Below are 14,969 nucleotides of genomic sequence, written 5' to 3'. Positions count from 1 at the left end.
AGGAACCGTTATGTACGAACATTTGGAAACTGCCGCCAATCCCGCCGGCCTGAAGCGGGTCGCGGTCGATCCGGTCTCCCGGGTCGAGGGCCACGGCAAAGTCACCTTGTTGCTGGATGACCAGAACCGGGTGCAACAGGCCCGGCTGCATATCGTCGAGTTTCGCGGCTTCGAGAAATTCATTCAGGGCCGGCCCTATTGGGAACTGCCGGTGCTGGTGCAACGGCTGTGCGGGATTTGCCCGGTCAGCCACCACTTGGCGGCGGCCAAAGCCATCGACCAGTTGGTCGGCGTCGATCCGGCCGATCTGCCGCCGGCCGCCGACAAACTACGCCGGCTGCTGCATTTCGGCCAGGTCCTGCAGTCGCATGCGTTGCACTTTTTTTACCTGTCCAGCCCGGACTTGCTGTTCGGCTTCGACAGCGAGATCGGCCAGCGCAGCATCGTCGCGGTACTGGCCGACCATCCCGAGATCGGCTTGCAGGGCGTCAAGCTGCGCAAATACGGCCAGGAAGTGATCCGCATGGTGTCCGGCAAGCGCGTGCACGGCACCGGCGCGATTCCGGGCGGCATGAACAAGGCGCTGAGCCGCGAGGAGCGCGACTATTTGTTGCAGGACATCGGCCAGATTATGGCTTGGGCACAGGCGGCGGTGGCCTTGGTCAAGCGCCTGCATATTGCCAACCGGCCGTTTAACGACCAATTCGCCACGATCCGCAGCAATTACCTGGGGCTGGTCAAAGCTAACGGCGCGCTGGAGCTTTACCACGGCGGCATTCGCGCCAAAAACGCCGGCGGCGCGACGCTGTTCGACCATTACGATTACTGCGACTACCAGGATTTGATTCGCGAGGAAGTGCGGTCGTGGACCTATATGAAATTCCCCTACCTGACCGCTCTGGGCAAAGCCGACGGCTGGTACCGGGTTGGGCCGCTGGCCAGGGTCAACAACTGCGACTTCATTGACACGCCGTTGGCCGAAGCGGCGCGGATCGAGTTCAAACATCACCACGCCGGCCAAGCGCTGGTCCACAGTACCCTGGCCTTCCACTGGGCGCGCATGATCGAGCTGCTGCACTGTGCCGAACGCATCCAGCAACTGCTGGCCGACCCGGATTTGCTCAGCAGCGATCTGGTCGCCCAAGGCAGCAAACGTTACGAAGGCATCGGCGTGATCGAAGCGCCGCGCGGCACCTTGTTCCACCATTACCAGATCGACGACAACGACATCGTCACCAAGGCTAACCTGATCGTCTCCACCACCAGCAACAACACCGGCATGAACGAATCGGTACGCCAGGTCGCCGCCGAATACCTGTCCGGCCGGGAATTGACCGAACCGCTGCTGAACCAGTTGGAAGTGGCGATCCGCGCTTACGACCCCTGCCTGTCCTGCGCGACGCATGCGGTCGGCAAGATGCCGTTGCAGGTGGAATTGGTCGATGCCGCCGGCCAAGTCGTCGATCGTTTGCTGCGGCACAGCAACGGCGAATTCGCCCGCGGCGACGCGGTTTGATGACGGCCAAGCCGGTTTTGCTGCTGGCCTGCGGCAATCCGAGCCGGGGCGACGACGCCTTGGGACCGCTATTGCTCGAGGCGCTGGCCGAGCATGCCGATCCGGACCTGGTCGAATGCATCGTCGACTTTCAATTACAGATCGAACATTCGCTGGACTTGCAGGACCGGCAACTGGTGATTTTCATCGACGCGTCGGTTCGGGAGCCAAGTTTCGAATTCACCATGCTGACGCCAGAACCAGCCCTGAGCCATACCACCCACGCGCTGAGTCCGGCGGCATTGCTCGGCGTTTACCGCTCGCTCCACGGCGAACCGCCACCGGCCTACCTGCTCAGCATCCGCGGCCATAGTTTCGAACTGGGCGAAGCCTTGAGCCCGGCGGCTCAGGCCAATCTGGCCCAAGCCACCCGCTTTGCACTGGACCTGCTACAGGGCGCGCCGACTGAGATGGCGGCTTGCGCTGCAAAGCTTGCGGTTACGCCCAGCGCCAACGGATAGCGCGGAACCATCCTGCGACAGCAAATCGGCGTGTGTAAACGCAACGGAATTTGTAAGCCGGGCTATATTTGCCGTCTGCAACCCCTAACCGTTCAGTTCATTCAGCGTCCGCCTTGCAACCGCCAACATCCGACATGACTATCGATTCGCGTTTCGCCCCATTTCGCCCGGCCCGGCGCCGTTTCCTGCAACTCGGCGCAGCCGGCCTGGCAGCACTGAGCCCGGCAGCAAATGCTCTGTTCCGCCTGAATAACCCTTGCCTGAATCCGACTGAAACGCCGATGCTGGAGTTGGAAACAGCCGCCTGGCAAGGTATCGATCCGGCCGATTGGTGGGATTGCCATACTCATATCGTCGGCTCCGGCGACGGCGGTAGCGGTATCACCCAAACCCCGGACATGCACGCGCCGTTGCGCCATCCGATTCAAACCCTGCAGCATTGGGCCTACGCCAATGCCGCCTGCATTCCGGACACCAATCAAGACCAGGCCTTCGTCGATCGGCTGCGGGCCTTGATGGACACCATGCCCAAAGGCGCCAAGGCCATGTTATACGCCTTCGACCGCGCCCACGGCGCCACCGGCGACCCGGATCACGCCAACACGGCGTTTTTCGTACCGAACGAATACGCCCAACGCCTGGCCAAGGCTGCTCCTGACCGCTTCGAATGGGTCGCCAGCATCCATCCCTACCGCGCCGATTGCGTCGAAGCCCTGCAGCAAGCCGCCGCCAACGGCGCGCGGGCGGTGAAATGGCTACCGCCGGTGATGGGGATCGATCCGGCCTCGCCGCTGTGCGACCGCTTTTACAAAGCCGCGGCGGCATTGAATATGCCGATCATCACCCACGGCGGCGAGGAGAAGGCCTTGCACGGCGCCGACCAACCGTTGTTCGGCAATCCGTTACGACTGCGTCGGGCACTGGAAGCCGGGGTGCGGGTGGTGATCGCCCATTGCGCCACAATCGGCCAGGACGTCGATGCCGACGGCCGCGAAGTCAGAAGTTTCGATTTATTCGCCCAGCTCATGAGCGAGCGCCAATGGCAGGGCCGCTTGTTCGGCGACATTTCCGCAATCGTGCTGCGCAACCGCGATCCGGAGGTCATCAAAACCCTGCTCAGCGAATCCGGCTGGCATGACCGGCTGCTGTTCGGCTCCGATTACCCGCTGACCGGCATCTTGCCGTTGATTTCGGTGCCGGCCTTAGCCGAGGCCGGCCTGTTGCCGGAAACGGCGATAGCACCACTGCAAACCCTGCAGGACTACCATCCGTTTCGCTTCGATTTCGTGTTAAAACGCACCTTGTCCTGGCAAGGCAAACGCTTTGCCGACCGTATCTTCGCGACTCGGCCGTTTTTCGCCGCCGGCCGACCAAGCGCCGCTTAAGCCGCGCCCGGCCGCTGCCGGGTCCAGGCCAACAACAACCAGGCAGCGCGGCCGAAGCCGTAACTGGTCGTGACGATACTGGCAAAGGTATAGAGTTTAAATAACAGCAACCAACCGTCCGCTTGCGGCTGCGGGCCGTCCAGGTGCGGAAACAGCGTCATCAGCAAGAACAGGCTGGAATTGGTGCAGGCGCCGACCACCATCGCCCACGCCACCAGTCGGGGCAAGCCGATGCCGGCCGCCGCGAAGCCGAACAGCAAGGCGCTCATCAGCAGGTAGTCCAAATGCGCCTGCAACAAGCGCGCAGGCTTGCCGGGGAACAACGCCTGCAACGGCGTCAGTTCCAGGTTCAAGCCCACCAGACACCAGGCCAGCAGCAACGCCGCCATCAGCCATAACGCCGCGCCTTTCAACAACAAAATGTCGGTCGGCGCCGGATTGTTCGTAGCCATCTTCTTCTCCCTCGGTTCTCTCAATCGATGCGGTTATCCTAGCCGCCAGACACGCAGCCGGCTTGACCGGGACGGCGCTATCGCTTGACTACAACGGTGCTGCCGCGGCTATCATGCGCCTATCGAATTTAGGGAGCTATACCGTGAAGCCATCCGCCAACCCGGCGTTACGCCTGTCGACCGCCGACCTGCCGCCGGCACAGCGGCGGGAGTGGTTACACGAGGTGATCGGCCGCGAGTACGCCAAGGTCCGGATCACGCCGCCGCAGCAAGCCGAGCTGTTCAATGAGATGACGATTTACCCGTGGCGGGAACTGCGGCTGTCGGCGATCCGCTCCCACAGCATCGGCCTGCACTGCCCGCCATGCGAACCGGAAACCGCCAGCCAGGATGCTTATTTCGCGGTGGTGTTGCTCAGCGGCCGCTACCGGCTGCAGCAGGACGGCCGCGAGGCGGAATTGCAACCCGGCGACATCGCGCTGTACGACGCCACCCGGCCACACCGGATCGATTGTCCGGAGCCGTTTGCCAAGCTGCTGGTATCGATTCCGCGCCAACTGCTGAAACAACGCCTGGCCGGCGTCGAGCATTGTGCGGGGTTGCGGATTCCCGGCGGCGACGGCCTCGGCGCGGTAACCGCCGATTTCTTGCGCAGCGCCGCGCGCCAGGCCGATTGCATCGACGCCGCCCGGTTTGCTCCGCTGGCCGGTCAGGCGCTGGATTTGTTAACTTTAACGCTAAGCTCGCAGCGACCGGGTCGGTTCGAATTGGCCGACCACCGCACGTTGACCCTGAACCGCATCAAACGCCTGATCGAAGCCCGCCTGACCGACCCGGCGCTGGACAGCGCGGCAATCGCCCGCACGGCGCACCTGTCGCCGCGTTACCTCAACGCGCTGTTCAACGGCGAAAACACCTCGCTGATGCGCTACGTCTGGCTGCGCCGGCTGCAACATTGCGCCGAGGAACTGCGGTCCGAGCAACATGCCGGCCGCAGTTTGACCGAAATTGCCCTGCGCTGGGGATTTAACGACATGGCCCACTTCAGCCGCGCTTTCAAACGCCATTTCGGCTGCACGCCCAGCGATTACCGGCAGATGCAGGCTTAGTTTTTGGACGATGGCGTTTGCCCGGCCGACAAGGCCTCTCCGCCCTCACCTTCAACTTAAGCCGATGCCGAGCGATCCAAGCGGCGCCGCGTTATCTCTACCCCGCCACCGCTCATCTGCAAGGTCAACAAAATTTTTCACTAATCACTCGCAATAAAATTAATTTGACATATTTTCTGACTAACTTATAACTGAGTCGCAGGCTCGCCGCCGGGAAGGACTAGTTGTACCCAGGTAGACGAACCCGCAACCCGCGGTGATAAGGATCAAACCGCGAATCGGGGGAAAATCCGTTGGAATCAGGCCCTGGCGTGCGATGCAAGCGACTACGCCGAGTTGGTTCCAAGCTAACGCCGGCCGCCAGTTTTAACGCAATGCGCAACAGTCCCATTGCCAAACCGACGGACGGCTTTTAACCCGTTTTTCCAGGAGCCGGTATGAAGCTGCAATCGATTTTAAAATGGATAGTGGTCGTTACTTTAAGTACGACGTTCGACGCAAACGCCGCCAACATCGCTGTTTACGGCGGCTACTACGCAACCGATATTACGAATTGGCTCAACACCACCGGTAACGCCGCCAGCAATCGCGGCGAAGCGGAGATTACCGGCACCGACCTGCTGGATGTGGATGTGGTAATCATGGACCGCACCATCAGCGGCAACATCGCTTTGGCCGACTTCATTTATGCCGGCGGCAAGTTAATTACCGAATGGAGCAGCTCGCAATATGGCATGAATTTGCTGGGCGGCCGCGCCAGCGATAATTACGACGGCTACATCACCAACGACTCGATAAATTTCAGCGCCAGCGGTTTGGCGCTGGGTTTGGGACAACTCATCGGGTCCAGTTACCGCGATGGCGATCGGACGGAATTTTTTCAGGACTTCGATGCGTTAGGCAGCGGCAGCATCCTGGCGACAAGGGGTAGCTCCGGCGCGCCTGTCATTGTCGGCGGCAGTTACGGCGCCGGCTACATTTTCGTCAACGGTTTTGACTGGTCCGACGCGTTCCCGCGCGCCAGTTCGCAAACCCGCCAGCTGTTGCTGAATCAAATCGATCCCAGCCAGGTACCGGTACCCGCTGCGCTATGGTTGTTCGGTTCGGCGCTGGCGGCCGTCAGCCGATTCGGCCGCATCAAGCGATCGCGCTAACCCAGCACAGGCAACGCCGGGCAAACCGCTAAGCGCGGGCGTCCCGGCGCACTCGAAACCGCCGGTCAAACCACGGCCCGCAGCAAATTGCCGTAATACAAGGCGTTGCCGGTCCGGCTGCGGGCCCACAGTTGCCTGGTTTCGCTTTGGCCTTGTCCAAAATGCAGTCCGGCCGCGGCGGCCAATTCCTGCAGCCCGACTTGGGGCGAGTAGGTATTCAACACCAGAAAGCCGCCGGGCTGCAGCAGGCCGCACGCGGTTTCCGCCAGCCGCGGCAACTGGTGTTCCAGCTTCCACTTCTCGCCGTTAGCGCCCAGCCCCCAGGCCGGCGGGTCCATGATAATGCCGTCGTAGCGCTTGCCGCGTTTCAGTTCGCGGCCGGCGAATTTCAAGGCGTCTTCCAACACCCATTTGATATCGGCCAAGCCGCTCAGCGCCTGGTTGGCGTTGGCCCAATCCAGCATTTGCCGGACCGAATCGACATGAGTCACGTCGGCGCCGGCAGCCCGCACCACCAGCGAGGCGGCGCCGGTGTAGGCAAACAGGTTCAAAATTCTGGCGCCGGGTGCGACCCGCTCGGCGATAAAGCGCCAATTGGCCTGTTGTTCCGGAAACAGGCCGACGTGTTTGAATTGGGTCAGCTTCAAATTAAAGCGCAGTTGCCGGTAGCCGATGCTCCAGCTCTCCGGCGCATCGGGGCGCAATTTTTGCCATCGGCCTTGGGTGGAGGACGTTTCCACAAACTCCCAGTGCGCCAGTTCCCGCCATTCGGTAAGCAGCCACAACGCATCGGCGCCGGCGTTGATCTCGGGCCGGATCGTCACTACCTCGCCCCACCGCTCCAGTTTCCGGCCGGCGCCGGCATCCAGCAATTCGTAATCGCTCCAGGCTGCGGCATATTCCCGCAGGTGTTCGGGCTGCGCTGCTTGAGTGCTGACTTTGGGCCGGGCGGGATGCCGACGGCGTTGGGAAAGGTTGGATGGAGACGGCATGATTCGGTGAGCGGGCTGATTAGAATTGATCGGCTGGACTACTAAGGTTCGGCGGCACAGGCGGCTATTCTATCGCGGCGGCCGCGAAAAATAAGCCGGGGCCGGAATTGGCGTTAGGCGCAACTTACGCCGACGCTGTATCAGGCTTTGCCCGCATTTGTAATACGTTTCACCAAATCTTCATCGAACAATCACAACTCCATCACAAAACATCCCTATTGTGCCCGGCGTGCCGACCGCTAACGGACTGCTGCGGCCCAACACTTAGGATTTTTGTTTTGTGGCGAGGCGATCGGACGAACCTTTGTTGCCGCAGTGTCCCCCATTCACTGCAGCGGCCGCCACTCAACACCAAACACAACCGGAGCCGCTTAAATGTTCAACCAAAAATTTCTTTGCCAGGCAGTGTTACTGTCGGCGTTATCCGCCAATGCCGGCGCCGCGGTGCTGAATGCCGACGGCCAATGGCATCCGTTCGACGTCGACGAAGCTGTCTCGGCATCCGCCGGTCTGGACTGGATAGACCTGGACGGCAACGCCTTGAGTTTCGATTTTACCCTGACCGGCTCGGCCATTTTAAGAATCGTCGACGGCGGCTTTGCCGGCGACCGTTTCGACGTGTTCAACGGCAACCAGCTGCTGGGCCGGACCTCGGCGGCCAGCAATAATTACCCCGACTCGCTGGGCCTGGATTTCGACGCAGCCTTTGCCGACAACCGTTACAGCCGCGGCGTATTCCTGCTGGGGCCGGGCAGTTACAGCATCAGCGGCTTACTGAGCCAATCGGCGCTGGACGACAGCGCCGGCGCCATCAATGCCACGGTCGGAGCGATCAGCCTGACCGCCGTGCCGTTACCGGCCGCCGCCTGGTTGTATCTGGCCGGAACCGGCCTGCTGGGCTTGACCGCCCGCCGCCAATCCAAATCCGGAGTTTAAGCGCATGAATCTGCATACCTTAGCCGGCGCCATCGCTTTGGGCCTGAGCGCCGCAACCGCCCAAGCGGTAACCACCATGCCGGCCACGACGATCAAAATCGTCGCCTTCAACGACTTCCACGGCCAACTGGAATCGCCGGGCAATTTCCGTAACCTGCCGACCGATGCGGCTTCGACCATCCCGGTCGGCGGCGTCGATTGGATGGCCGGCTACGTGGCCGACCTGAAAGCGCAAAACCCCAGCACCATCGTCGTCTCGGCCGGCGACATCATCGGCGCCACGCCGCTGGTTTCGGCACTGTTCCATGACGAACCGACCATCGAAACCATGAACCGGCTGGGCCTGGAATTCAACGCGGTCGGCAACCACGAATTCGACGAAGGCAAGGACGAATTGAAGCGGATGCAAACCGGCGGCTGCCATCCGACCGATCCGAATAGCTGCAAAGGTGCCGAGGTCGGGACGCCGGTGCCGTTCGAGGGCGCCAAGTTCAAATTCCTGGCCGCCAACGTGGTCGAAACCGCCAACGGCAAAACCCTGTTTCCGCAGTACGCGATAAAAGTCGTCGGCGGCGTCCGGGTCGGCTTCATTGGGATGACCTTGAAAGAAACCCCGACCATCGTCACCCCGACCGGTGTCGCCGGCTTGACGTTTACCGACGAAGCCGCCACGGTCAATGCGTTGATCCCGAAACTGCGCGCCCGCGGCGTCGAAGCGGTCGTGGTGTTGATCCACCAAGGCGGCACGATTCCGGTCACACAGAGCGTTGCCACAATCAACAATTGCAACGGCGACCTGGCCGGTTCGCCGATCAAAACCATCGTCAACCAACTGGACGACGAAGTGGATTTGGTGATTTCCGGCCACACCCACCAAGCTTATAACTGCCAAATCGCCAACAAAGCCGGCCGCTTGATTTCGGTGACCAGCGCCAACTCGCAAGGCCGGGTATTGACCGACATCGACGTCACGATCAACACCGCTAACGGCGAAGTCAGCGCGGTCAATGCCGAGAACATCGCGGTGGTGCGCAACAACCCGGCCATCACGCCGAATGCCGGGATCAAAACCATCGTCGACAACTACAAAGCGCTGGCCACGCCGATCGCCAACCGGGTGATCGGAACCATCAGCGCGGCGATTACCCGCACCGCAACGGCTGCCGGCGAATCCGCGCTGGGCGACGTGATCGCCGATGCCCAATTGGCGGCGACCAGCCCGGCCGGTTTCGGCAACGCCGTAGTCTCGTTCATGAATCCGGGCGGCATCCGTGCCGACTTGACCTATCCCGGCAGCAGCGCCGGCGAAGGCGACGGCAAGGTCACTTACGCCGAAGCCTTTACCGTGCAACCGTTCGGCAACACCTTGGTGACATTGACCCTGACCGGCGCCCAAATCCACACTTTGCTGGAACAGCAATTCACCGGTTGCACGGCAGGTTACCCGGCCGGCGCGCCGGCTAGCGGCCAACCGTTCAATCGGATCATGCAAGTTTCGGGAGGTTTTAGTTACGAGTGGTCGGAAAAAGGCACACCGTGCGATAACGTCGATCCGGCCAGCATCAAAATCAACGGCGTCGTGGTCGATCCGGCCGCCGGCTACCGGGTGACCGTCAACAATTTCATGGCCGACGGCGGCGACCAATACTACGTGTTGACCCAAGGCCGTAAACGCCTGGGCGGCGCCTTGGATTTGGACGCCCTGGAAAGCTACTTCCTCGCCAACGGCAGCGTCAATCCCGGCCCGCGCAACCGCATCTTGTTGGCGCCGACACCTTAAAGTTTCAGGCTAAAGCTCTGCAGCACTTTGCCCGCCGGTAGGCTTACGGCGGGCTTTTTTTTTGCGTTGTGCATTCTAAGGCTGGATAGCCCAAAGCCCATCCAAAGCCATGATTACCCGAGTAGTGCAATACCGGGTTGACGCACCACCTGATTCGCAAGGTCTGATTCGCGCAAACTGCGGTTGGAATTCAACGCGGGCCGCTTTGGTCGAACTCGCGAATTTAGCTAGCTCTATGGATGACATTCCAGCTTTTGCTTACGCGAACGAGTAAAACGGCCCGTTGCGGTCTATCGCCTAATCTGATTCAATGGCCTCCGCGTGATGTTTACGAGTCATACCTACCAAGTTCCGATGATATACAGAAGGGAAACCCATATGCTGATCAATGATTTATCGTTTCGAGGATCATTTTTCGGTAGATATACAGAACCATCTAATTACTAGTTATGTTTCTTGGAGCGAAATACCATGAGTATGGATATAAATGTATTTCTAAATGAGTTGGACGATTCAATCGTTCCAATTTGGTTAGAAAAAATGCAAGAGCTCGGCATGTCTTGCCAAATTCATCCCGAGTTCTCGTTTCGCACGCATTCGGGGTTTTTGCCTTTTAAAATCAATATACGGGACCATTCTCACCCTGACTTAATAGGCAAAGATTACTATGCAGGGTTTGAGTTCTATTACGACCATTTCGATGTCAATAAGCATATAAAGCAGCCTAAACAATCATGGATAGATAAACTCTTGAGAAAACCAGTACCCGTTGCATATTTCGCTAATGCGGAAATAGATCAACGGCTTAAAAAATGCACGAAATCAACCTTATTCAATTTTGGCTCATCGGACACTTTTGATCTGAGAATGGCGTTACTTGCATCTGCAACACTTACCGAGATAGCGAAAGGTATCTGCTGGCAAGCGTTTTCAAACGCATGGCCTAGTAGTGATACGATAGTTTCCCAAGCACTTAATGAAGTGTGCGAGTATGAAAAATCATTAACGCCTAAAGACTTCAAAGTGCATGAATTCAAAGGATGGATATGAAAAAACATAACGATTGCGTCAACGTGACCGGTTTTCCGCTGGCGCTCCAAACCGGCCCGTTACGCTGGCGTTAGGCGCTTCATGGCATCGAAAGCGAAGCCTCTAAATGACGAATTAAGGAAGCGATTCTATCCGTTGGTAATATCAAGAGGATTTGAAAAGCTAAAGTCTAGCGATCCCCATTTTACTGAATTCAAAAGGCAAACCTCTGTGGGGGAAGATTTTTTTGAAGTTCAGTGGGACAAATATTGGCGACCTTATTTTGTTCTGAATTTTAAGAAGCAGGAAACAGATGATCCACGCTGGAGTTATGGCGGTCGCCTTCAACGAAAGCGAGGTGGCTCAATGGCATGTTGGTTTAGTGTAAGAAGACCTCTTTTACATAGACTATTCACCCTTCAATGGAACTATAAGCCGCAGGAAGTTGTGGATGAGCTAATCAATGCATTTGAAGAATTAGAACAATGGTGGAAAAATGGGGAAATTGGTCCTCATATTTATATTTGGCAATATCATGCCTAACAGGTTGGTGAAAAACCATATTTGAGACGCTAATTTTGCTCAATCGAACCAACATTTAGTAGGAAATCGGCTTCATCGTCACTAAATATAGAGTCATTCAAAGCCAAAAAAGAGTTTTTCACCAACCTGCTAACAACGCGCTCAAAGGGACGCTCCGCTTCGCTACTCGCCCCTTAGCTCTGCGTTATGCATCAGGAGATATCTGTGCAGGAACCCGATGACAAATTCTTTGATCGTGCAGATGCACATATTCATCTTTCGAACGATCAGATTTCTGGAGGCGTCACGAAAGGCAAAGTCAGTGCATCAATGATGTACGCCACAGCAAGGTTCAATTCGTGGGTGAGCGCAACCGGCTGGGCCAATTCAGAAGAAATGGAAGCCGCAAAAGAAGAAACCATTGAGTACTTCGTAAATGAGTACCGAAAGATGCTAGACGAAAACCTAAACGACTACATCAAGAACTTCAAAAATTACATGGGTGGCGGCAATGCATAACCAGCGGGTCAACTTGACGGCAAAAGCTACGCTCCTATCGTCGCTACGCTTTCGCCGTCAAGTTACCCTTATCGTTAGGCAGAAAATATGAGCTACATCGCTTCGTTTTACCTCGTGAAAGCGTCTCAAGCAGAAGAACTTGTCTCTTTGGCAGAGTTGATTCCAGCCCAGAAAAAATTTCTGGGGATATTTCCTAAAAAGGTGGTGGATACAAAAACGAAGTTCTGGGACTTCGTAGCTAACCACGTATCGGAGTTGAATGAATACGAATACTCTGGGTTTGCTTTTGTCGAGTTATTCGCGCTGTTCCCTGATGTTACCGCTATTAGTAAATCGTCTTTAGGCATTCGTATTGCCAAGGCGATGGACAGCACCTATTTATCGTTCACGGAACACGAAGCGCAGGAGGCTTTGTCGGCACTGGGTTCTGAACCTCCCGGCGATGCTAAGATTCGAGCCTATTTCGAAGAAGATGACCGGGGCTATGACGCATCCGATTGGGTCATTCCCGTTCAGGAAGCGTGGAGCACTTTGAAGGAGTGGTTGCACCAAGTGCATGGTAACGAAATTGGCTTGTTGTCAGTTGGCTAGTGTGAGCCACGGAGCCTACCCGGCGCTCAAAGCGACGCTCCGCTTCGCTGCGCACGCTTTAGCTTGGCGTTGGGCATAAAAAATGAAGCCAGCTATAGCATTTAAAAAAATTTGGGAAGATGATGATATGGTAGAACTGACCATATCTTTTTCAGATGGCAAATCACTATTCCAATGTGATGTTTATGTTGGCCATCAAACAATGGCCGAAGCTGTAAACGATCTTAGCGTTTTCAAAAATCAAATTTATGGTGGCCTCTATGACTTGAGGTTTGGAGAGTTTGGACCGGAGTATGCTAGCGGTGCATTTCATGCGCGTTTCGAGTTTCACCGCTCTGGAAATGGAAAATTATCAATTACAGCTAAGGCGGAGTCAGATTGGAATGATTTTACTCACACAAAAGTTGCAAGCAACGCAACTTTATATCTTAAGACAGAGCCGGTCTTGTTTGATAATTGGCTAAATGAATTAAATGGTCTTAAAAACGGATCAAGTAATGAGGCCGTACTTGAGTGTACTCAATGAAAATGCCCAACCAACGCGTTAACTTGACCACAAAAAGGAAGCTCCGCGCCTATCGTCGCTACGCTTTTGCCGGCAAGTTACCCTTATCGTTAGCCATCAGGAGATCAATTATGGAAACTGAACTCGTAAAAGAACTGATTGATGAATTGGAAGCTGAAATAAATAATGGTGGCTTCGATCAATTCTTTTTTAACTCAGCAGGTGACAAAGCCGCAGACATTATCAGCGCACTTAGTTCAATTGGCGCAGAACATACTGCGAATATAGTGCGAGCCGCTTGCGCAAAATTTCCTGGAGGTATGCCTCCAAAAGATAGAGATGCCCGTCAGGAAGTCCTCGAGCAGGTTTCACCTGACAGTGATGCTTTTGAAGAAGAGGATCAGGCATTTTTGGAATACAAAGACGATCTCTCTGGTTTGGTTGCAAACTATGTCGGCTAACACATCGCTCATAGGGACGCTCCGCTATGCTAAGCGCCCCTTAGCTCTACGTTAGGGCGACTATGAGTCTTGAAAACTCACAACTCGCCGGGCTAGTACTTGCAGGAATATTCACTATCGCTCTTCTCGGTCTGACGGTTTGGCAACGAATCAAGTACCCCAAACGCAAGAATCAACAATCTGATCCAATTGCAGAAGCAGAGGTTTATCTGGCCTACGGGCTAAGAAAGAAAGCAATTGAAGTACTCAAGAAGGCCCAACTGGAGACCCCGAATCGTGTTGATATTGGAGAAAAACTGGATGAGCTATCTAAGCAACCCTAACCCCGCGCTCAAAGGGACGCTTCGCTGCGCGCCCCTCACCTCCACGTAAGGCAGCATGTCTCCGACGATTGTGATCCGAGCCGTTGCTGCGTCAGACCAGCATGAGTTCATTTTGGCTGCACGACGAAGCCGCGAGCTTCATCGGCCATGGACATCGGCGCCTTGCGATGAAGCGGCGTTCACGCGATACCTTGCCCGCTTTGATGCCCGGAACAACTTTGGCTTCGTGGTCGTGCTTGCGAAGTCCGGGGAACTCGTTGGTGCGATCAACCTCACGAACGTGGTCTACGGGCTGTTTCAGAGCGGCTACCTCGGCTACTTCGCATTCCAGGGCCACGAAGGCCGTGGTTACATGAAGCGGGGTTTGTCTCTTGTCGTACGCCACGCCTTCCGCGAGCTGAGGCTACATCGCCTGGAAGCGAACATTCAGCCCGGCAATCTAGCCTCCATCGCACTTGTTCGCGCCTGCGGCTTCAGGCAGGAAGGCTACTCGCCCGCGTATCTCAAGCTCGGCGGCCGCTGGCGCGACCACGAGCGCTGGGCGCTGGTGCGGGGCCGCCCAAATACAGCCTAACATGTCGATCAACCCGAGCCTTCGCGGCATCGCACCGCGATTCGCTACCTTCGCGGCTTGCGCTCTACTTGCCGGGTGCGCCAGCACAAGCGTCACTTTGCAGCCCACGCCACAGGCTCCTGTCTGCACTTCCTCGACCAACGCGCTCGTCCTGTGGGCGCCTAACTGGCGTCCCGATCAAAAGGACCGGACCGCGCGCGAGGAAGCCGCCGCCTCCGGTCTGAACCAGTTCTTTGCTCAATCGGGCTGTTTCGCCCGCACTGAACTCCGCAGGGTGCAGGCGCTGGCGCCGGCGACAGTCCAAGCGGCGCTTGGCAACACACGCGAGCCGGTCGGCTCGGTAGTTGGCATTGAGGTCCGCGAGCTTGGCCCGATTGTCAAGCTCCTGTCGTCTCTGGCGCTGGTTGAAGGCGGAACCGAAGTGGTCCTGCGCATTGCTGAATACTCGCCTCAGTCAGCCGCTGAAGTGCGCCAGTTTGTCGTGCACTGGAAGAATGGCGGCCCAGGTGTCGTCCGGGGCGTCGCCGGCCTAGCCGATGACATGCAGTCTGCCTTGCACACGGGCCTCCAACCCGGACCACGGTAGGATGCGGTAAACAACGTGCACCGCATCGTTCGCGA

The 14,969-nt window shown here is 57.2% G+C and carries 18 protein-coding genes; 16 read left to right on the top strand and 2 right to left on the bottom strand.

The window, feature by feature from the left end; all coding sequences use genetic code 11:
- Positions 1 to 10 precede the first annotated feature (10 nt).
- The 3 genes from AC0IM9_RS07125 (at position 11) to AC0IM9_RS07115 (ending at position 3,401) form a co-directional block, all read left to right on the top strand.
- Complete coding sequence (locus tag AC0IM9_RS07125) at positions 11 to 1,516, top strand: Ni/Fe hydrogenase subunit alpha (RefSeq protein ID WP_482803526.1); 1,506 nt, start codon at positions 11 to 13, stop codon at positions 1,514 to 1,516.
- Entirely contained in the window at positions 1,516 to 2,016 is a 501-nt protein-coding gene (locus tag AC0IM9_RS07120) for a hydrogenase maturation protease (RefSeq protein WP_140913161.1), read from the top strand. The genes AC0IM9_RS07125 and AC0IM9_RS07120 overlap by 1 nt, the downstream gene beginning before the upstream one ends.
- Positions 2,017 to 2,150: 134 nt before the next feature.
- Entirely contained in the window at positions 2,151 to 3,401 is a 1,251-nt protein-coding gene (locus AC0IM9_RS07115; RefSeq protein ID WP_482803525.1) for an amidohydrolase family protein, read from the top strand.
- Here the strand turns inward: AC0IM9_RS07115 and AC0IM9_RS07110 are convergent.
- Positions 3,398 to 3,853 carry a hypothetical protein gene (locus AC0IM9_RS07110; RefSeq protein WP_482803524.1) on the bottom strand — a complete coding sequence of 152 codons (456 nt, stop codon included), beginning with the start codon at positions 3,851 to 3,853 and terminating at the stop codon, positions 3,398 to 3,400. The genes AC0IM9_RS07115 and AC0IM9_RS07110 overlap by 4 nt on opposite strands.
- A gap of 143 nt (positions 3,854 to 3,996) precedes the next feature.
- On the opposite strand from AC0IM9_RS07110, the gene AC0IM9_RS07105 reads away from it, so the two are divergent.
- Positions 3,997 to 4,962 (top strand): AraC-like ligand-binding domain-containing protein, encoded by a 966-nt coding sequence (locus AC0IM9_RS07105; RefSeq protein ID WP_482803523.1) that lies wholly within the window; start codon positions 3,997 to 3,999, stop codon positions 4,960 to 4,962.
- A 437-nt stretch (positions 4,963 to 5,399) separates the two neighbouring features.
- Complete coding sequence (locus AC0IM9_RS07100; protein WP_278212811.1) at positions 5,400 to 6,116, top strand: hypothetical protein; 717 nt, start codon at positions 5,400 to 5,402, stop codon at positions 6,114 to 6,116.
- A 65-nt stretch (positions 6,117 to 6,181) separates the two neighbouring features.
- Here the strand turns inward: AC0IM9_RS07100 and AC0IM9_RS07095 are convergent, their stop codons facing one another.
- Complete coding sequence (locus AC0IM9_RS07095) at positions 6,182 to 7,108, bottom strand: class I SAM-dependent methyltransferase (protein ID WP_482803522.1); 927 nt, start codon at positions 7,106 to 7,108, stop codon at positions 6,182 to 6,184.
- 375 nt (positions 7,109 to 7,483) lie between these two features.
- Here AC0IM9_RS07095 and AC0IM9_RS07090 point away from each other — a divergent pair, with 375 nt between their 5' ends.
- The 11 genes from AC0IM9_RS07090 (at position 7,484) to AC0IM9_RS07040 (ending at position 14,934) form a co-directional block, all read left to right on the top strand.
- Positions 7,484 to 8,044, top strand: a complete 561-nt coding sequence (locus tag AC0IM9_RS07090; RefSeq protein ID WP_482803521.1) for a VPLPA-CTERM sorting domain-containing protein — start codon at positions 7,484 to 7,486, stop codon at positions 8,042 to 8,044.
- Between the two features lie 4 nt (positions 8,045 to 8,048).
- The gene (locus tag AC0IM9_RS07085) at positions 8,049 to 9,824 is read left to right on the top strand and encodes a bifunctional metallophosphatase/5'-nucleotidase (protein WP_482803520.1); all 1,776 of its coding nucleotides are present in this window, start codon (positions 8,049 to 8,051) and stop codon (positions 9,822 to 9,824) included.
- 471 nt (positions 9,825 to 10,295) lie between these two features.
- The gene (locus AC0IM9_RS07080) at positions 10,296 to 10,874 is read left to right on the top strand and encodes a hypothetical protein (protein ID WP_482803519.1); all 579 of its coding nucleotides are present in this window, start codon (positions 10,296 to 10,298) and stop codon (positions 10,872 to 10,874) included.
- 81 nt (positions 10,875 to 10,955) lie between these two features.
- Entirely contained in the window at positions 10,956 to 11,396 is a 441-nt protein-coding gene (locus AC0IM9_RS07075; RefSeq protein ID WP_140913070.1) for a hypothetical protein, read from the top strand.
- A gap of 204 nt (positions 11,397 to 11,600) precedes the next feature.
- Positions 11,601 to 11,894 carry a DUF3144 domain-containing protein gene (locus AC0IM9_RS07070; protein WP_222101912.1) on the top strand — a complete coding sequence of 98 codons (294 nt, stop codon included), beginning with the start codon at positions 11,601 to 11,603 and terminating at the stop codon, positions 11,892 to 11,894.
- An 87-nt stretch (positions 11,895 to 11,981) separates the two neighbouring features.
- Positions 11,982 to 12,485: a hypothetical protein gene (locus tag AC0IM9_RS07065; protein WP_140913068.1), complete on the top strand. Its 504-nt coding sequence runs from the start codon at positions 11,982 to 11,984 to the stop codon at positions 12,483 to 12,485.
- An 82-nt stretch (positions 12,486 to 12,567) separates the two neighbouring features.
- Positions 12,568 to 13,011, top strand: a complete 444-nt coding sequence (locus AC0IM9_RS07060) for a hypothetical protein (RefSeq protein ID WP_140913067.1) — start codon at positions 12,568 to 12,570, stop codon at positions 13,009 to 13,011.
- Positions 13,012 to 13,121: 110 nt separating this feature from the next.
- On the top strand, positions 13,122 to 13,451 hold the full coding sequence (locus AC0IM9_RS07055) for a DMP19 family protein (protein WP_186289611.1): 330 nt from the start codon (positions 13,122 to 13,124) through the stop codon (positions 13,449 to 13,451).
- A gap of 62 nt (positions 13,452 to 13,513) precedes the next feature.
- The gene (locus AC0IM9_RS07050) at positions 13,514 to 13,774 is read left to right on the top strand and encodes a type IV pilus assembly protein FimV (protein WP_140913065.1); all 261 of its coding nucleotides are present in this window, start codon (positions 13,514 to 13,516) and stop codon (positions 13,772 to 13,774) included.
- Positions 13,775 to 13,829: 55 nt separating this feature from the next.
- Positions 13,830 to 14,348, top strand: coding sequence for a GNAT family N-acetyltransferase (locus tag AC0IM9_RS07045; protein ID WP_140913064.1), 519 nt, complete (start codon positions 13,830 to 13,832; stop codon positions 14,346 to 14,348).
- A gap of 1 nt (position 14,349) precedes the next feature.
- Entirely contained in the window at positions 14,350 to 14,934 is a 585-nt protein-coding gene (locus AC0IM9_RS07040; protein WP_140913063.1) for a hypothetical protein, read from the top strand.
- Positions 14,935 to 14,969: the final 35 nt, after the last annotated feature.

The sequence above is a fragment of the Methylomonas sp. Uni0011 genome (assembly GCF_056850255.1).
The sequence above is the reverse complement of the archived record's forward strand: the minus strand, read 5'-3'. Positions and strand labels throughout refer to the sequence as shown.